The following is a 16,911-nucleotide window of genomic DNA, read 5'->3' as shown; positions in this document are numbered from 1 at the left end:
CATGCTGACCGAGGTGCAGGCGGGACCCTATACCGTGCGCGGTGTGTCCGTGGGCGGCGTGTACACGTCGCTCCTGGTGCCGGAATTGGGGGTGCTGCTCGACGCGGGCATCCCCATCCGCTCCTTCGCCACCACCGACCGCATCTTCCTCAGCCACGGCCACGCGGACCATGCGAGCGCGCTGGGCTCGCTGCTGGGCATCCGCGCGCTCGTGGGGAAGGGGGCGCCGTTCATCTACCTGCCGGCGGAGATTGAAGCGCCCGTGCAGGAGGCGCTCGCGGCCCTGGGCCGGTTGCACCGGGTGAAGTCCGATGTCCGCACCGTCCCGCTGCGCCCGGGTGACACCGTGAAGGTGCAGCAGGACCTGTGGGTCCGCGCGTTCCGCACGCACCATCCCGTGCCGTCGCTGGGCTACCAGTTCCTCCGCCGCGTCACGAAGCTCAAGCCCGAGTTCCGCGAGCTGCCTCCCGCCGAAATCGGGCGCCGCCGTCAGGCGGGCGAGCCCCTATTCGATGAAGTCGAACGCCTGGAGCTGGCCTACTGCACGGACACCCTCTCCAACGTGCTGGAGCGCCAGCCGTCCCTGTTCGACAGCCGCGTGCTCATCCTCGAGTGCACGTTCATTGACGCGGAGCGCACCGTGCGCGACGCGCAGGAGCGCGCCCACATCCACCTGGAGGAGATCGCCTCCATGGCGGACCGCTTCCAGAACGAGGCCCTGGTCCTGATGCACTTCAGTCAGGCTTACAGCCCCGCGCAGGTCCACGCGACGCTCCAGGCCCGTCTGCCGGCGTCGCTGCTCGAACGCGTGCGAGTCTTTGCTCCAGACGCCGGCCGCTGGTTCGGTTGACCCGTGGCGCCGGCAGGTCCGGAGGCCGCCATGTCGTCCGCATCCACCCGCCACGTCCTCATCGCTGGAGCAGGCATCGGGGGCCTGACCCTGGCCTGTGCCCTCCAGCGCGCGGGCATCCGGGCCACCGTGTTCGAGCGCGCCGAAGCCCTGCGGCCCGTGGGCGCGGGCCTCATCGTGCAGATGAACGCGGCGGTCGCCCTGCGCCGCATCGGCCTGTGTGACGCGGTGGTCGCGGAGGGGCAACGCGCCGAGCAGACCCTCATCCTCGACTCGAAGGGCGCCCGCATCACCGCCGTCGACGTGGGCTCGCTCCAGGACGAGCTGGGAATCCCGATGGTGTCCGTGCACCGCGCGCGCCTCCAGGCCGTGCTGCGCGCTCACGCGGGCCCTGAGGAGGCCGTGCGGCTGGGCGTCAGCGTGACGGGCTTCCAGGATGACGGCGCCCGCGTCACGGTGACGCAGTCCACGGGAGAGACCGTCACCGGCGACGTCCTGGTGGGCGCGGATGGCCTGCGCTCCGCCGTGCGAAGCGGCCTCCTGGGCGCGCAGCCCACGCGCTACTCCGGTTACACGAGCTGGCGCGGTGTCTGCGTGGGCGCTGACCTGGTTCAACCGGGCCACTTCACGGAGACGTGGGGGCCCGGTGCCCGCTTCGGCATCGTGCCCATCGGCCATGGCGAGGTGTACTGGTACGCCACGCTGAATGCGCCCGCGGGCGCGGAGGATGCGCCGGGACAGACGCTCGCCGTCCTCCAGGAGCGCTTCGCCGGATGGCACGCCCCCATCACGCAGCTGCTCGCCGCGACGCCGCCCGAGCGCGTCCTGCGCACGGACATCCACGACCGCCCGCCGGTGCCGCATTGGAGCCGGGGACGGGTGACGCTGCTGGGAGACGCCGCGCATCCCATGACCCCGAACCTGGGGCAGGGCGGCTGTCAGGCCATCGAGGACGGCGTGGTGCTGGGAGAATGTCTCGCGGCGCCTGGCAGCGTGGAGGACGCACTGCGCGCATACGAATCCCGCCGGGTGAAACGTGCCAACGCGCTGGTCGTGCGCTCACATCAGGTGGGACGTGTGGCCCAATGGGAGACCGGAGTCGCACGCTTTGTCCGCGATGCACTATTCCGGCGTGTCCCGCAGTCCGCCGCGAGACGTCAGCTATGGACGCTGGTCCAGGGAATGCGCTGAGACAAATCCGGCTTTGTAGAGTCTGTCTTTGCCAGGAGCACGCAGTCTGTCCTGGCGGGGGGAGCTCATGCAGACGAAACCCACGCGGCCTGCCGCCCTTGTCCTCGTGCGCGCGAATGATCGCCCGCATGTTGATGAGAACGCGCCGGTCAACACCCGCATCCAGGACATCCTCGGCGAGCCCGCGAAGTACGAAGCGGCCTTCGCCGCGTTCCAGAAGGCCGTGGCCGCGCACGACGCGAAGGCCGTGGGCGCGCTGGTGGCGTATCCCTTCGCCGCGACCGTGGGCGGCAGGCAGGTGAAGCTGCCCGACGCCGCGGCGTTCGTGCGGCACTACGACGTCATCGTCACACCGGCCATCGCCAACGTCATCACCCGGCAGCGCTACGAGGACCTCTTCGTCAACGCCGACGGCGTGATGTTCGGCCGGGGCGAAGCCTGGCTCAACGGCAAGGACGCCGACGTCCGGGTGATCGCCATCCAGTCCTCGAACTGATCAGGACCGCGTCACGGACGCGAGAAACGGCAGGACGTGGGGCAGCACCTTGGGTGCCTTGGCCCACGCTCCTCCGTGGTCGGCGTGTTCGATGGTCGCGAACGCCGCGCCGGCCCTCTGGGCCACGGCCTTCATGGAGCCGTGATACGGGTCCATCGCGCCGCAATACAGGAGCCCCGGCTTGCCGGAGCGCACCAGGGGTTCATCCAGGCCCGCGGAGGATTCGCAGACCTTCATGCACAGCCGCAGCGCTTCCAGGTCACCTCTGTCGATGGCCCCCGCCAGCTCCGGCGCCCGCCGTGCTCCCAGCAGGAGCACCTGGAACCAGTCCACGTTCGTGCCCGGCTTCAGCTGCTTCTCCAGCGCCGCGTAGGCCACGGGCAGGCCCACCACCGGATCCCACCCGCCCACCACGTACGACGCCAGCCGCTCCGGCGCGAAGGACGCCAGGCCACACACCGTCCAGCCGCCCATGGAGTAACCCCACACATGCGCCCGGCCGATGGAGAGCGTGTCGAGCACCGACAGCGCGTCCTCCACGCGATGCCTCAGCGCGTAGGCCTCCAGCTCGTGCGGCGTGTCGCTCTGTCCATGCCCCAGCGAGTCGAACGTCACCACCGTGTACGCGTCCGTCAGCGCGGACACGTACCCCTTGAGTGTCCAGTGCGAGCCCATCTGGAGCAGGCCGTGCAGGAGCAGCAGGGGAGGGCCGTGGCCCTGGACCTCGTAGTGGATGCGGCGGCCGGACTTCGTCGCGAAGGGCATGGCGGTGGGTTTCCCTACAGGCCCGCGACCTTCGCGGCGCGGGCCACCGTGAAGCCGAAGTTCACCGTCTGATGCGAGCGCGGCGGCACGCTCAACTCGAAGCGCACGATGCCCTCGTCGCTGACCTTCGTGGGCGCGGGCTTCGTGGCGTCCTTGAGCAGCGCCACCTCCACGGCCTCCACCTCCGACACGGGCATGCGCTCCTCCACCGCGAGCGCCGCGGGCTTCGCGCCCATGTTGGAGACGAACAGCTTCACCTTCTGCGTGCGCGTGCGCCGGCCGGTGATGCGCGCGACCTCCTCGCCCACGTCCACCTGCCGCGACACCCGCAGCGAGTCCTCGCTGCCGAAGCCCAGCTTCACGCGCTCGCCCCGGCCCGCGAACTTCAGCTGCGCGCGGCCCACGTAGCCGTTGGCGCGCACCAGGTCCACCGGCCCCGCGAGCAACACCGCCGGGCCCGTGTTGTCGAACTTCGCCACCCGGTGCACCAGCGGCGACTGCTCCGGGCAGGCCACCAGCTCCGACGTGGCCGGAGACGTGAACGCGAACAGCGCGACCCGGTGCGCCTCGCCGTCCGACGGCACCGTGGCCTTGTGCGGCGCGGACAGCGTCACCGGCTCGCCGCCGTCGTCCATGCCGGGCAGCGCGTCCGCCGCCTTCGTCGTCCCGGCCTCGCCCGTCTCCTGGAGGGCTTCCTCTCGGATGGAGACGTCCACCACCTGCTTCTCGCGCGTCGTCTTGTCGCGCAGCGTGAGCCAGTCCTCCGTGAGCCGGGGCGGCGTGGCGCCCAGCGTGGGCCGCGCCGTGGAGAAGGCCAGCGTCACGTCCTTCCAGGCCTCGCCGGTGTTCTGCCAGACCACGGCCTCGCACTCCAACGTCACCGAGGACGCCGCCTCCGTGGTCCCCAGCCGCGCGCGGTAGGCCGGCCGCCAGGCGGCGCAGGGCACCAGGTAGCTGAGCGTCAACGTCGCCTCACCCCCGGCGGCGTGGCTCACGTCCAGCTCCGCCTGCACGTCCAGCGTGGGCTCAGGCACCTCCGTGCGCGCCAGCACGTCGCGGGTCTCCTGGATGTGTTGCCGCTCCAGGCGGCCCAGCTGCCGGCGTGCCTGGAGGAGCTGTTCGTCCGCCGCCGTCTGCTCCTGACGGATGGTGGCGAGCTGCTCCTTCCACCTGGCCGGATCCGCTTCACCGGCGCCGGTGCGCTCGGAGATGGCGCGCAGGACCTCCTGACGCGCGGTCTCCAGCAGGCCGTGCCTCGCCTCCAGGCGCCGCACCTCCGCCTGGGCGCGGGCCAGCACCTGCTCGCGCTCGAAGGCGCGGCGGGCCAGCACTGAATGGTGCTCGCGCAGCGCCTCCGGCAGCACCGCGCGCATCGAACGGCGCAGGCTGGCCTGGGTGACCATGCCGCCGGTGAGCTTCGCCTGGAGCGAGCGGTCCACCGCCACCGCCGGCAGCCCGTCCACCACGAGGCGGCAGGGGCCCGGGGGCAGCGTCACCGTGCCGCTGCGCTCGACGAGCGCCCGGTCCTCCAGGACCGTCACCTTCACCAGGGGCAACAGAATGGAAGTGCGCATCACGTCCTCCGGTTCCCGCCGTTCAGCATCTTGCTGGAGGGCAGCTTCACGACCCACGTCGCCTTCATCGAACGCTTCTCTCCGGCGGGGACGCTCACGCGCCACACCCGCTCGCCCTCCACCGGCGCCTCACCCGGCAGCGGCGTGGGCTTCTGCCAGGGCGGCACCACCTCCGCCTCCTCCACCTTGAGGTCCTTCTGGGACTCGGGGACCGCGCCAATGCGCTCGGAGATGGCGATGTTCGCGGGGCGGGAGAGGTGGTTGGCCACCTCCACGGAGACATGGTGCGTGAGCACCGTGCTGTTGCCGAACATGCCGCCGGAGGCCTCCTCGAAGCGCGTGTTGCGCGCCACCTGGAGCGCCTCCTCCACGCCCAGGCCCAGCCGCTGCGTCTCGCCCGGCCCCAGCGTGGGCAGAGGGGACGTCATCAGGAACTCGTCCCCGAGCGTCACGTCCACGGGCCCCGCCAGCAGCGGATGCGGCGACGCGTTGTCCAGGCGCACCGTGCGGAAGACGCGGGGCTCCACGGAGGGCACGCAGACGTACTCGACCTTGAGCTCCAGGGGCACCGTCAGCATGGGCACGGTGTGCCACGCGCCATCGGACGGCACGTCCGCGACGGCCTCCGCGTCGAAGCGCGCATCGAAGTGCCGGGCGGACTCTCGCGGCGGCACGGACCAGGTGGGCGGCGTCACCATGTGCACGGCGTCGGCGAACATGAAGGCCTGGGCCTCCAGACGCACCACCTCCACCTGCACGCTCACCGCGGTGAGTGACAGCATCGCCTGCGAGACGAGCGCGGGACGGGGGCGCAGCCGGCCGCGCTGCGCGGAAGAGGCCGCGGAGGCGAGCGTCAGCGAGTCGTAGTCGAACAGGCCGTCCGCCGGCTCCAGGCCCGCCGCGCGCCGGAGCTCATCACCGGCGCCGCCTCCTTCGTCCATCGCCATGTCCGCCATCGGCGCTTCTTCGAGTTCGTCCACCTCGACCGCGCGCTTCTTGCTCTTCATGCGGTCCATGCCGCCACCACCGCCCCGGGACGCGGGCATGCTCACGGCCGGCGCGGCGCTGCGACGGGGCGACGACGGACGGGCGCCTCCCACGAGGAATGCTCCCGAGGACTTGGGGGCCGCCATGGGCGGTGGCATCGGAGGCGGAGCGGACACGCTGGGCGGTGCGCCACCGGGGGCCGCGCCTCCGAACGTCGCCATCTCCTTGTACGGCTGCTCCTGCTCGTACGCGTCTTCATCCGCTTCCGGCTCCGGCTCCTCGAACATCGGAGGCGGTAGGGGCCTGGCGGGGACGGACTCCGGCCGGGCCACGTGCGCGGCGTCGTAGCCGGCGAACAGCTCCTCCAGGCCGGGCGCGGGCTCACGCCACCCGGAGCGCGCGGGTGGCGGCTGACTGCGGCCGATGCGCAGCGACTTCAGCTCCGGCACCTCCGCGCGCCGCTCCAGGCTCGCGGTGGAGACGGCCAGCCGTACTCCCGTCCAGTCCTCGCCGGTCCGCTGGAGGATGGCGGCGCGCATGCGCAGCGTGCCTTCCTCCAGCGTGCGCGGCAGGCGCAGGTCATACGTGGGCACCCAGCGCGCGCCGGCCACCGCGTACTCCAGCACCAGGCGCGCGTCCGCGTTCGCGGCGATGGGGCCGGAGAGCGTGAGCAGCGCCGCGCGGAACAGCCGGGCCCGGTCCACGTTCCTCGCGGAGGACAGCTCCTGCACGCGGCGGCGGCGCAGCTCCAGCTCGTTCGTGGCGTCGCGGTGCTGGCGCTCCAGGTCCAGCTCCTGCGCCTGCAGCTCCGCCAGCTCCGCGTCCACGAAGCCGGTGAGCGACAGCATCGCGGCCAGCGGGGCTTCGCGCGGAGGCTGGCCCTTGCGCTGGGCGGGCCAGGTGGGCGTCAGGTTCCGGAGCGCCTTGATCTCCGAGCGCACCCGCTCCAGCCGGCCATGCACGGCGGACAGGGCCGCCTCCGCCGCCTCGAGCGCGTGCTGCTCCGCGGGCAGCTCCGACTCCGGCGGCAGCCGTACGTCGAACGTGGGCTTGAGGTCGCGGACGAGCAGGTCCGCGGGCCCCTCCACCACGCGGGCACGCAACGAGCCCGTGCGCAGCGCCAGGGGCAGTCCGTCGACGCGGACCTGGCCAGGCAGGTGTCCGTTCTCGGGCGAGAGCACGAACGCGCGTGTGCACAGCGCGCCCTCGGCGTGAACGGTGACGGATTCCAGGACGGACGGTACGACGCGCATGGGCCCCCTCTTCCGTGGAGAGGTCCGCACGCTACCCCGGCGCGCCCATGCATGGCGACGGTGCGTGAGTGGATCACGCACCGCGCCGTCGGGCCTCATGCTCGGTCAGAACGCGCGGTTCACGGCGTACGCGCAGATCTGGTGCTCGGCCTTGTACGTGTTCGGGCCGGGGATGCCGTCGATGGGGCCGGTGTAGCCGAACGCGCGGCCCACCGTCTGCACGCGGGTCCAGTAGATGGAGCCCGGGATGCCATCGTCCTCGGCGGAGGTGCGGGGACTGCCGCGGCGGTTCAGTTCGCGCGCGGTGATGCGCACGCGGATCTTCTCCGTGGCCGGACCCGTCACGCCGTCGATGGGGCCCGTGTAGCCGTAGTCGCGCTGGCCCACCGTCTGGATGCGCTTGTAATAGATTTCACCCGGGATGCCGTCGAACTCCGTGGTCGTCTGCGGCAGGCTGCTGGTGCCGCCGCCCGGCGCCTGGCCACCCCCCGCGATGGTTCCGCCCGCGTAGTCCATGGACCAACCCAGGTACCGCGCCCCCGTCTTCGCCGAGTAGCCCGACACGCTGTTGACGCCAATCGCATCTCCCCACGACTGGGCCAGGTTGTACGTGGCCATGAACACCGTGCCGCCGCCGCCGTTCAGGTCCGCGCCCACGTGGCCCGCGGAGCCGATGTCCCACCAGTGGAAGGCCCCCGTCAGCGCCTTGGACGCGTCCGTGGAGACGATGCGCGATGCGCGGTAGGCCTCGATGGCCGTGGGGCGCACGGCGGAGTCCGGAAGCTGGCCGAAGCGGACCATCAGCGAACCGCACCACTGGTTCCACGAACCGCCGTCGCGCTTGGGATTGGCGGCCGCGAACGCGCGAGCACGGTCATAGATGGGCGAGTTCGCTTCGCCCTCCACCGTGCCAATGGCAGACACGTCCTGGGTGGGAACCTCCAGCTCCGGACCTCCGCACGCGGCCAGCATCAGGCCCGCGGAGACCAGCAGGGCGGGGGACCACGTCATCCAATTCGAGCGCATCATCTCTCTCCAGAGGGGGATTCAGCGAGGGGTGGAAATTTGCGTTGAAGCCGAGCAGGCCCTTTGAGGCAGTTTCGTTGTCGTGGCCGGCCGTGCAAAGGTTTCCGCCCATGCGAATCTCCTGGCTCCGTCTGTCTTGGGTGCTGTTGCTTTCGGCTTGTGCGACCACGCCGTCATCGCCTCCTGGAGGCACGGAGGATCCGCTGCACCAGGTGAAGCGGGTGCGGGTGGCTCCGGAGGTCGAGCTGGAGGTGCTCGACTACGGTGGCAAGGGGCCGGCGCTGGTGTTCCTGCCGGGCCTGGGGAGCACGGCCCATGTCTTCGACGTGCTGGCGCCGGAGTTCACCGCCACGCACCACGTCTATGCGTTCACCCGGCGCGGCTTCGGCGCTTCGAGCTGGCCAGCGACCGGCTACGACAGCGCGACGCTGGGGCACGACGTGCTGGCAGCGATGGAGGGACTGGGGCTCGCGAAGGCGACGCTCGCGGGGCACTCGCTCGCGGGGGATGAGCTGAACTGGATGGGGTTGAACCATCCGGAGCGCGTGGAGGGGCTCATCTTCCTGGACGCCACGGACAACAAGGGGGAGATCGCCGCGTTCCTGAAGCCCGGTCCGCTGCCGCCGCTGCCGTTCACCGTGCTCGACGGGCAGCCGTCACGTGAGGCGGTGACGGCGCTGCTGGCGCGCGACCTGGGCGGACCGTTCCCACCGCACGAGATTGATCACGCGTACGAGTTCGACGCCGCGACCGGCGCGTACCTGCGCTACCACCGCCAGCCGGAGGCCACGGAGCAGGCCATCCGGGGCTCGGCCCTCCCGGACTACGCGAAGATTCAATGCCCCGTGCTGGCCATCTCCGATGAGCAGGCGTTCGCGGGGTGGGTGGAGTTCCTGTCCCAGTCGGAGGGCGTCCCCGCGGACCTGCGCGAGCGGGCCCGGGCCTTCCTTCCGGAGCTGCGTCAGCACGAGGCCGCCCAGGACGCGCTGCTCAGGAGCCTGCCGAACTGGAAGGTCGTGACGCTCCCGGGCGCGGGGCACTACCTCTGGCTCACGCGGCAGGCGGAGGTCGTCTCCGCCATGCGTGCCTTCCTTTGATGCTCTCGGATTGCCGGGTAATCATTCCTCGCCAGATCGCTCGCGCACCCGCGGGCGTCCCTTCCTGGAGAGGTCCCCGTCATGAGTTGGAAAGCCCTGATCTGCCCCGCCGTCCTGGTCCTGAGTGCGTGCTCGGATTCCACCGACCCTGACCCCACGCCCAGGCGTCCGCTGAAGGCAGTCCTGTTCCCATACATCCCCGACTCCGCGGGAGACAGCTTCGCCAGCCTGGAGCAGCGATTGGAGGCGGACTTCGAGCAGGCCCATCCGGACATCGACCTGGATGTCGTGTTTGACCTCAACCAGGATGTCTATGATCTGGACGACGGCGGAAAGCTCAACCGGCTCCTGGGCGCGCAGGCCGAGGCCGCCCAGGTGGTGGAGGTGGACACGCTGGTGCTCGGCTCGCTCGCGGCGAAGGGGTGGATCCAGCCCGTCACGCTGGAGCCGGGCGTCATGCATCCGGCGGCGGAAGAGGCCGTCCGCATTGACGGCGCGAACTACGGCGTGCCCACCTATCTGTGCACCTACGTCGTCTACTCGCGGACCTCGGCCGTCCGGTCCGCCACCGACAGCACCTCGCTGGTGCGCATCCTCCGCGAGGCGGCTCCCGGCAAGCGCCCGCTGGCGACGAACTTCGACAGCAGCTGGACGCTGCCTTCCACGTACCTGGATGCCTGGCTGGATACGCACCCGGGGGATGCGCTCGCGAGCGCCATCTCCCTGCCGCTCGATCCGCCGACGGTGAGCGCGCTCTCGGAGGTCGTCGACAGCTGCTCGCTGGAGGCGGGCGTCAACCCGTGTCTGGATGGCAGCTACGCGGACAACACGGTGGCGGAGGAGGCCTTCGCGAAGGAGCAGGCCAACGGGTTCATGGGCTACACCGAGCGCCTGTTCTACATCCTCCAGGCCCAGCCCACGATGCCGCTGCCGGAGGTCGTCTCCGTGCCGCTGGGCGCGGGCTCGGCTCCGGCGGTCTTCGTGGATGCGCTGGTGGTCAACGCGAACTGCACCGGGACGTGCGCGGAGGATGCCCGGGCCTTCACGTCGTTCATGCAGACCCCGGAGACGCGCAGCCTCATCGCGTTCAGCAAGGACGCCCCCCAGGGCACCCGGCCCCGCTACCTGCTCCAGGCCAACCGCGCCTTCTACCAGCAGGAGCCCGCGCGCTCCGACCCCATGTATCAGCAGTACGCGGACATCCTGAGCGGCGCGCGTCCCTATCCCAACCAGCGCTTCCCGGAGAACCGGAAGGCGCTCCGGGCGGCCCTGCTCGAAGCGCTCGGAGACTGACGGGCGTCAGCGCCGCGAACGGCGCGGCAGGCTCACGCTCGGCCCCCAACGGCAGCCACGGACGCGCATCGACTGGATGGAGGAGTCAGCGCTCCGCTCCTCGGGAGGCTGTGTCTGGCGCATGGGCGGGCGAGCCCCCATCGTTGAAGGAAGAAGTCCGTTCCCCTTCGCGCGTTCCATGGACCGCCTGCACGACAGCCCTACGCCTCAGCCCCAGCGGGCCCCGCCGCCAGGGCACAGCCTTCTGCTGGATGCCGTGCTCGCCAGCATGGGTGAGGGGCTGCTGGTGGCGGATGAGTTCCAGCACCTGGTGTTCATCAACCCGAAGGCGGAGTCCATCCTGGGCATGGGAGCCACCGACGAGCCCGTCAGCCGGTGGCCGGCGCACTACGGGCTCCACCTGCCGGACCAGGTCACGCTCTATCCGTCCGACCAGCTGCCCATGAGCCGGGCCCTGAAAGGCGAATCCATCAGCCGCGCGGCGGTCTTCCTGCGCAACGCAGAGCGGCCGGCGGGGACCTGGCTGCACGTCAGCTCCAGTCCTGTCCGTGACGAGATTGGCCGGGTGCGCGGCGGTGTGTCCGTCGTCAGCGACGTCACCGACCTCAAGCGGGCCGAGGACGCGGCGCGGGAGGGCGCCACGAAGTACCGGTCGCTCTACAACAGCACGCCCGTGATGATGCACTCCATTGATACGCACGGACGGCTCATCAGCGTCAGTGATTACTGGTTGGACACGATGGGCTACGAGCGCGGCGAGGTGCTCGGGCGCGAGTCGGTGGAGTTCCTGACGCCGGAGTCCCAGCGGTACGCCCGCGAGGTCGTCCTCCCCGAGTACTTCAAGACCGGCTGGTCCCGGGACGTGCCGTACCAGGTCGTGAAGAAGAACGGGCAGGTGATGGACGTCCTCCTGTCCGCCATCGTGGAGCGGGATGACGCGGGCCAGATGGTCCGCTCGCTCGCGGTGCTCACCGACGTGACCGAGCGCAAGCGGATGGAGGCGTCCCAGCGGTTCCTGGCCGAGGCGAGCCGCGAGCTGGTGGCGTCGTTGGATCCGGAGACGACGCTCCAGCGCGTCGCGAAGCTGGCCGTGCCGCTCATGGCGGACCTGTGTGTCTTCTTCTTGAGGACGGACAGCGTGGTGCTGCGGCCCGTGGCGGTGGCGGACCGTTCGCCAGCCCGCGGCGCCAGCGTGCGGGAGTTCCTGCGGCTCCACCCTCCGCGCCCGGAGGCTCCGCATGGTCCGTCCCGGGTGCTGGCCACCGGCAGGCCGGAGGCCTCGGACGCATCACAGGGGCTGCTGGACGCCGAGGCACTGGCGGAGGTCCGGTGGGCGGAGGTGAGGTCGCTCCAGGGGCGGCCTTCGCTCGGTGTGCCGCTCCAGGCGCGAGGCCGCACGCTGGGGGTGCTGTACCTCCTCTCCTCCGAGCCGGGGCGCGCGTTCGCGCCGGATGAGCTGGCCCTGATGGAGGAGCTCGGGCGTCGGGCGGCCTTCTCCATCGACAACGCCCAGCTCTATTGCTCGGCGCAGGAGTCCATCCGCGCGCGGGACGAGTTCCTGTCCATCGCGTCGCATGAGCTGAAGACCCCGCTGACCTCCATGCGGCTGCGCCTGCAGCAGCTGGAGTCCAACCTCATGGGCTCGCGCCCCCTGTCCAAGGAGCGGATGTCGAAGATGCTGGAGGTCTTCAAGGAGCAGCTCCAGCGGCTGGCGCACCTGGCGGACCACCTGCTCGACGTCTCCCGCATCAACGAGAAGCGGTTGGACCTGCGCCTGGAGGACATGGACCTGGTGGCGGTGGCGAGTCACGTCGCGGGCCACGTCGCGGAGCAGTTCCACAAGGCGGGCTGCGAGTTCGAGCTGGTGAGCCGCGAGCCGGTGTGGGGGCACTGGGACCGGCTGCGGATGGAGCAGGTCATGCTCAACCTGCTCACCAACGCGATGAAGTACGGCGCGGGGAGCCCCATCCGGATGGAGGTGACGAGCCACGACGGAATGGCACGGCTCATCGTGACGGACCACGGCATGGGCATTCCCATCGAATCCCAGGCCCGCATCTTCGAGCGCTTCGAGCGCGCCTCCTCGCGCAACTACGGAGGGCTCGGCCTGGGGCTCTTCATCACGCGGCGGATCATCGAAGCGCACGGCGGAAGCATCCGCGTGGAGAGCGAGCCGGGGCACGGCGCGAAGTTCATCGTGGAGCTGCCGCCCCGCCCGTCCCACTGAGGGCTTCGCCTAGCTCGCGTCCTGGCGGACCACGGCGGGCGTGGGCTCGACGTCCAGGGGGCGGCCCAGGCAGTCCACGCCGTCGTCGGGCGCGAGGGTGCTCTTCGGCCGGAACTCCCAGTGCCACGGCTCCGAGGCCACGGTGCGGCGGAAGCCGAAGCGGCAGGCATTGCCCGCGAGCCAATCATACGTGGGGGACGCTTCCTCGCTGCCGACAACAAGGTCCACCGCGAGCCCACGGTTGTGATTGGAGCGGCCCGGCCGCGCCGCCTTGGGCCCCAGCCCCTTGCGGTAGCGGCGCCACAGGAAGCGCTGCTGCTGATACGAACGCCACCCGCTGGTGACGAGCAGGGGCTGACCCGCCGTGCGCGCCTCGGCCGCCATGCGCTCGAAGGCCGCCGCCGCGTCCCGATGGAGCCGGTGGCCGCTGTGGATCCGCACCAGCCGCGGGCCCTTCGCCTTGGCCTTGCGGACCTTCACTTCCTTCGCGAACCCCACGGGGGCCAGGAGACAGACCAGGAGCACGAGGCCCCAGCGGAGCAGGGGAGAGGACATTCGTCGGAGGTCCAAGGAGTGAGCTGGGACCCGAGGCTGCCGTCTTTGTTCCGCCGTGAAAAGCAGACGGCCTGGCGAGCGCTGTTCCCTCGTGCCCGGCCGCCCGGACGCTCCGTGGGCGCTAGAAGAGCGTGAGCTGCGCGGAGGGCGCGGGTGCGTCCCGGGGCGGCAGCACGCTGAAGCCGTGGGCGCGGGCCCAGGCCTCGCTCGGGCCCTTCCAGTGATGCGCGTCCATGCGGACGTGGCCCGCGTCGTCGAAGGCGACGCCCTCTGCCTCCAGCAGCTCACGCTGACGGTGGCCGGAGGTGCTGATGCCTCCCGTGCGGTTGATGATGCGCTGCCAGGGCACCGTCGCCGCGCGCGACCCCAGCGCCGCCATTGCATGGCCCACGGTGCGCGCATCGCAGGCGCCGCCGACGATGGTGGCGATGTCTCCGTACGTCGCCACCTGCCCGGACGGCACCTGTTCGCAGACGCGGTAGATGCGCTCGTACGGGTCCTGCGTGTCGGTGGGGGAGGTCATGGGGGCTCCGGGCGGGGGCTGCCCGAATCCTACTCATGGCATCCACCAATGCACGCAGAACCCGAGGCATCCGCTCCTGGGGCGCTAACGGAAAGACGGCGCCAGGTGTTGCGGACCTGAAGCCGCGGTGCCCTCGCGGACGACTCCGCGACGCCAGGGAAACAGGGAGCATTCACAGTCCAGCGACGCAGCAACGCGGGAGGCCGTATGCGTTGGGTGCTTGGACTGCTTGTGGTGGTGGGTTGCGCGTCGGTCCGCCGGAGGAGTGGGCGCGGCGCCCGAAGGAGCGCCACCACATCTTCCCACAGGCATTCGAGAAGCGATTCGCGCGCCGGGGCATCGACGTCCATCAGTGGGTCATCGCCATTGATGCGGAGCTGCATCACAAGATTCACCGCGGCGAGGCGGGCGGGCCGTGGAATCAAGAGTGGGAGGAATGGCTTCAGCTGAAACGGGACCGCGCCCGGCAAGTGGAGTACTTCGAGCAGGCGTCGGCCATGATTCAGAAGTACGGCCTCTTCGGCCTGACCATGACGTACTGGCAAACCGTTGACCTGAGCCCCCAGCCCGTGAGGGAGGACTGATGCGGTACTACAAGGCGCGTGCGTCAAAGGGGCCATGGAGGTGGAGCGGGCGCTATGACGCCGAGCATCGCTGGGTCCTCCCTGGGGTGGACTGTCCGCAGTGCGGCACTTGGGCGGACTCGGGCGCGTACCCGACGGTGGACTTGAGCGGGACGGGAGCGCTTGCGAAGGAGCTCGAGGAGACGTGCTGGCCAAGGAGCCTCGCCGAGTACAGGCGCATGGCAGCCGGGGTCGCGCCCTTCTTGGCGGCGGACCAGGAGCTGACGCCAGGGGGCGAATTCGGGCCGCTTCGGGGCACAGCCTCCGGCGACTTCGGACCGGTGACGGCCTGGCCTGGCTGGCAGCTGCTCGTGCGCGAGGACGCGCGGGCAGCACTGTTCGGCCTGCAGCTGCAGGGCCTGCACCTGGTGCCGGCAGAACTCCAGGGGAGTGGGGGACAGATGTACGAGGTGGAGGCACGGCCTGTTGGCCGCGCTCACCACGCTTCGGTGACGCCGAGCAGCCCGTCCTGCGACGTCTGCGGCCACCCGGGAGGCTTCAACCTGTCCACCGAATGGACACTGGACGCGGCCACCCTGCCATCGGCCGACGTGTTTCGCATATGGGGAACGGGGGTGCTGGTGGTGTCCGAGCGCTTCGCCGCCGTGGTGGCCAAGCTGGGCGCCAGCGATGTCGAGTTCCGCGAGGTGCCGGTCCGCTGAAGGCGGTGCCATGCTGACCCAACAGCCAGCCTCGCTCGACCTATTGGCCTACACGACCGCCGCCTGGGACTGCTCGCTCATGGGAGGGAAGCCGGGCTGGTTGAACACCGTCCACTCCTTGCGCAGGCGCTCGTACAGGTCATGGAGCGGCTGGCCCGGCGCCTCGTACTGCCCGGCGTGGTGCTCGATGAGGTGGCGCAGCAGCACGTAGCAGATGGTGGCCTGGCCCGCGGCCTCCACGATGACGAACTGGGTCTTGCTCGTGAACCAGAGCGTGGTGGGCATCTGACACGCCTGGGCGCCAAGGGCCGTCAGGTGCGCGCCGGGCTTGAGCCACGGGTGCTTCGCGAAGAGGTTGGGCCGGTCCACCGTGAGCGCGGCGATGAGGTTGGAGATGCGCCGGTCCTTGAACCGCGAATCCCCATACACCTTGCCGAACACGAGTCCTCGCACCCGCTTCATGAACACCTGGGACGTCAGCGCCAGCATCGACGTCGCGCGCAGCACCAGCATCTGCGCGAACTCCAGCACCGTGAGCTTCTTGAACGAAGGCCAGACGTCCAGGTCCATCTGCCGCTTGAGCAGGCCCATGACGTCCTCCAGGCGGGCGCGCACCCAGACCAGCGCCGTCGCCACCGACGCGGCCAGCACGCCGGGAACGAGATAGAGGAAGTAGTCCCGGGGGGCCCAGGCGCCCTCGACGGCGGTCTCGAATCCGCGCCACGCGAGGATGCCGGCGGTGAGCAGGGTGAGGAAGAAGAGGCCGTAGGCCATCCAGGACACGCCGTTCAGCGTCACCCAGCCGCGCTTCGTCGGGTTCTCCGGGACGTTGTACATCTCCGGGGCCTGGACGCTGACGTCGCAGATGACCAGCGTGGGCGGCGGATCCGCGCGGTTGAACGCGAGCAACAGGCTGTCGATGCCCTGGTTGTCGTAGATGCCACCGTCCATCAGCGGCAGCCCGTTCTGGAAGCCCGGGCCCAGGGCCGCCAGCGCGGTGTCGAGCGGATAGTCCTGGGGCCAGTGGAACTGCTGCGGGAACACCAGCGGTTCGAAGCCGCCCGGGAAGCACGACGACGCGGCGGCGATGTCCGCCAGCCGGGCGTGGCTGGCCACCGGGCGCGGCATCCGGTTGCCATTGTTGCCCAGGACGGTGCCCGGGTTCGTGCTGCGCCGGAAGCGGAAGTCCAGGCCGGTGTGGAACTCGGTGGTGTTGAAGATGGCCTCCTGGAACTGGACCTGCTTCGCGTCCAGGACCTCTCCGAAGCGCCGGTCGCCCAGGAAGTCGGGCCGGGCGTAGACGTCCGCGGCGGACCGGATGAGGCTGGCCCACGCGTGGCTGCCGTGGTCGCGGTTGGTGGTCAGCCCCGTCAGCGCCTCGGCAATCACATTCGTCCGCAAGAGATACGCGGAGAACGACTCGTGGAAGTCCTTGAACGGCTTGCCATCCACCTGGCTCACCACCCAGGCCAGGCCGGTGAGCGTGCCGCCGGACACCGTGGACAGCCCCACGACATCGGACAGAAGTCCAACGGTGTCCAGGAACCGCAGCGTCCCCAGGTGGAACGCCGCGGCGCGGTAACCCCCGCCGGACAGGCACAGCGCGAGCGGTCCGAGCGGACCGTGTTTGTCTGAGACAGGGGGCGTGGCGTCTTGGCTCATGGGGAGATTCGAGGCGCGGCGGGGAGGATGGCGGGAGCATAGGCCAGCGGCACGTCCGGCGCCTTCCCCTGTCTGGGAGGACGGCTGCCCTGGGACACACCCGGAGTTCCCCAGGAAAACGCGCGAC

At 70.4% G+C, this 16,911-nt stretch carries 14 protein-coding genes and 1 pseudogene; 8 read left to right on the top strand and 7 right to left on the bottom strand.

The genetic code is table 11. The annotated features are described in order from the left end of the window. Position 1: 1 nt before the first annotated feature. The 3 genes from D7X96_RS02755 (at position 2) to D7X96_RS02745 (ending at position 2,537) form a co-directional block, all read left to right on the top strand. Positions 2 to 850 carry an MBL fold metallo-hydrolase gene (locus tag D7X96_RS02755; RefSeq protein WP_120551528.1) on the top strand — a complete coding sequence of 283 codons (849 nt, stop codon included), beginning with the start codon at positions 2 to 4 and terminating at the stop codon, positions 848 to 850. A 30-nt stretch (positions 851 to 880) separates the two neighbouring features. After that, the gene (locus D7X96_RS02750; RefSeq protein ID WP_121768905.1) at positions 881 to 2,041 is read left to right on the top strand and encodes an FAD-dependent monooxygenase; all 1,161 of its coding nucleotides are present in this window, start codon (positions 881 to 883) and stop codon (positions 2,039 to 2,041) included. A gap of 67 nt (positions 2,042 to 2,108) precedes the next feature. After that, complete coding sequence (locus D7X96_RS02745; RefSeq protein WP_147468207.1) at positions 2,109 to 2,537, top strand: hypothetical protein; 429 nt, start codon at positions 2,109 to 2,111, stop codon at positions 2,535 to 2,537. Here D7X96_RS02745 and D7X96_RS02740 read toward each other — a convergent pair whose 3' ends face one another. From D7X96_RS02740 to D7X96_RS02725, 4 genes are all read right to left on the bottom strand, one after another. Next, a complete protein-coding gene (locus tag D7X96_RS02740) occupies positions 2,538 to 3,302 on the bottom strand; it encodes an alpha/beta fold hydrolase (RefSeq protein WP_121768904.1) in 765 nt (254 codons plus the stop codon). It lies immediately after the preceding gene. A gap of 14 nt (positions 3,303 to 3,316) precedes the next feature. Then, a complete protein-coding gene (locus D7X96_RS02735) occupies positions 3,317 to 4,876 on the bottom strand; it encodes a mucoidy inhibitor MuiA family protein (protein ID WP_121768903.1) in 1,560 nt (519 codons plus the stop codon). Beyond that, entirely contained in the window at positions 4,876 to 7,116 is a 2,241-nt protein-coding gene (locus D7X96_RS02730) for a DUF4139 domain-containing protein (RefSeq protein WP_121724567.1), read from the bottom strand. The genes D7X96_RS02735 and D7X96_RS02730 overlap by 1 nt, the downstream gene beginning before the upstream one ends. A 105-nt stretch (positions 7,117 to 7,221) precedes the next feature. Next, positions 7,222 to 8,127 carry a hypothetical protein gene (locus tag D7X96_RS02725; RefSeq protein ID WP_233610092.1) on the bottom strand — a complete coding sequence of 302 codons (906 nt, stop codon included), beginning with the start codon at positions 8,125 to 8,127 and terminating at the stop codon, positions 7,222 to 7,224. 125 nt (positions 8,128 to 8,252) lie between these two features. Between D7X96_RS02725 and D7X96_RS02720 the strand changes: the two genes are divergently transcribed. The 3 genes from D7X96_RS02720 to D7X96_RS02710 all read left to right on the top strand — a co-directional run bounded on the left by D7X96_RS02720 (position 8,253) and on the right by D7X96_RS02710 (position 12,759). After that, positions 8,253 to 9,239, top strand: a complete 987-nt coding sequence (locus tag D7X96_RS02720) for an alpha/beta fold hydrolase (protein ID WP_121768902.1) — start codon at positions 8,253 to 8,255, stop codon at positions 9,237 to 9,239. 81 nt (positions 9,240 to 9,320) lie between these two features. Next, positions 9,321 to 10,532 (top strand): extracellular solute-binding protein, encoded by a 1,212-nt coding sequence (locus D7X96_RS02715; protein ID WP_121768901.1) that lies wholly within the window; start codon positions 9,321 to 9,323, stop codon positions 10,530 to 10,532. Positions 10,533 to 10,608: 76 nt separating this feature from the next. After that, complete coding sequence (locus tag D7X96_RS02710) at positions 10,609 to 12,759, top strand: PAS domain-containing sensor histidine kinase (RefSeq protein ID WP_306449525.1); 2,151 nt, start codon at positions 10,609 to 10,611, stop codon at positions 12,757 to 12,759. 9 nt (positions 12,760 to 12,768) lie between these two features. Here D7X96_RS02710 and D7X96_RS02705 read toward each other — a convergent pair whose 3' ends face one another. Then, positions 12,769 to 13,314, bottom strand: a complete 546-nt coding sequence (locus tag D7X96_RS02705; RefSeq protein WP_120552746.1) for a M15 family metallopeptidase — start codon at positions 13,312 to 13,314, stop codon at positions 12,769 to 12,771. A 121-nt stretch (positions 13,315 to 13,435) separates the two neighbouring features. After that, entirely contained in the window at positions 13,436 to 13,837 is a 402-nt protein-coding gene (locus tag D7X96_RS02700; protein WP_120552753.1) for an MGMT family protein, read from the bottom strand. A 260-nt stretch (positions 13,838 to 14,097) separates the two neighbouring features. On the opposite strand from D7X96_RS02700, the pseudogene D7X96_RS39825 reads away from it, so the two are divergent. Together D7X96_RS39825 and sitI6 are read left to right on the top strand one after the other, a co-directional pair. Continuing rightward, positions 14,098 to 14,421 (top strand): annotated as a pseudogene (locus tag D7X96_RS39825) (DUF2380 domain-containing protein); the annotation flags it as partial. Continuing rightward, positions 14,421 to 15,122 (top strand): SitI6 family double-CXXCG motif immunity protein, encoded by a 702-nt coding sequence (gene sitI6, locus D7X96_RS02690; RefSeq protein WP_121768898.1) that lies wholly within the window; start codon positions 14,421 to 14,423, stop codon positions 15,120 to 15,122. The pseudogene D7X96_RS39825 and the gene sitI6, both read left to right, overlap by 1 nt. Positions 15,123 to 15,170: 48 nt before the next feature. Here sitI6 and D7X96_RS02685 read toward each other — a convergent pair whose 3' ends face one another. Further along, positions 15,171 to 16,784: a patatin-like phospholipase family protein gene (locus D7X96_RS02685; RefSeq protein ID WP_244219422.1), complete on the bottom strand. Its 1,614-nt coding sequence runs from the start codon at positions 16,782 to 16,784 to the stop codon at positions 15,171 to 15,173. Positions 16,785 to 16,911 lie beyond the last annotated feature (127 nt).

Origin of the sequence: Corallococcus interemptor (assembly GCF_003668875.1) — a bacterium.
Classification (GTDB): Bacteria; Myxococcota; Myxococcia; order Myxococcales; family Myxococcaceae; genus Corallococcus; species Corallococcus interemptor.
The sequence above is the reverse complement of the archived record's forward strand: the minus strand, read 5'-3'. Positions and strand labels throughout refer to the sequence as shown.

Bases quoted from the DNA above. Each gene is read 5' to 3' on its own strand.
- D7X96_RS02755 (WP_120551528.1), top strand. From the start codon at position 2: ATGCTGACCGAGGTGCAGGCGGGACCCTATACCGTGCGCGGTGTGTCC.
- D7X96_RS02750 (WP_121768905.1), top strand. From the start codon at position 881: ATGTCGTCCGCATCCACCCGCCACGTCCTCATCGCTGGAGCAGGCATC.
- D7X96_RS02745 (WP_147468207.1), top strand. From the start codon at position 2,109: ATGCAGACGAAACCCACGCGGCCTGCCGCCCTTGTCCTCGTGCGCGCG.
- D7X96_RS02740 (WP_121768904.1), bottom strand. From the start codon at position 3,302: ATGCCCTTCGCGACGAAGTCCGGCCGCCGCATCCACTACGAGGTCCAG.
- D7X96_RS02735 (WP_121768903.1), bottom strand. From the start codon at position 4,876: ATGCGCACTTCCATTCTGTTGCCCCTGGTGAAGGTGACGGTCCTGGAG.
- D7X96_RS02730 (WP_121724567.1), bottom strand. From the start codon at position 7,116: ATGCGCGTCGTACCGTCCGTCCTGGAATCCGTCACCGTTCACGCCGAG.
- D7X96_RS02725 (WP_233610092.1), bottom strand. From the start codon at position 8,127: ATGACGTGGTCCCCCGCCCTGCTGGTCTCCGCGGGCCTGATGCTGGCC.
- D7X96_RS02720 (WP_121768902.1), top strand. From the start codon at position 8,253: ATGCGAATCTCCTGGCTCCGTCTGTCTTGGGTGCTGTTGCTTTCGGCT.
- D7X96_RS02715 (WP_121768901.1), top strand. From the start codon at position 9,321: ATGAGTTGGAAAGCCCTGATCTGCCCCGCCGTCCTGGTCCTGAGTGCG.
- D7X96_RS02710 (WP_306449525.1), top strand. From the start codon at position 10,609: ATGGAGGAGTCAGCGCTCCGCTCCTCGGGAGGCTGTGTCTGGCGCATG.
- D7X96_RS02705 (WP_120552746.1), bottom strand. From the start codon at position 13,314: ATGTCCTCTCCCCTGCTCCGCTGGGGCCTCGTGCTCCTGGTCTGTCTC.
- D7X96_RS02700 (WP_120552753.1), bottom strand. From the start codon at position 13,837: ATGACCTCCCCCACCGACACGCAGGACCCGTACGAGCGCATCTACCGC.
- sitI6 (WP_121768898.1), top strand. From the start codon at position 14,421: ATGCGGTACTACAAGGCGCGTGCGTCAAAGGGGCCATGGAGGTGGAGC.
- D7X96_RS02685 (WP_244219422.1), bottom strand. From the start codon at position 16,784: ATGAGCCAAGACGCCACGCCCCCTGTCTCAGACAAACACGGTCCGCTC.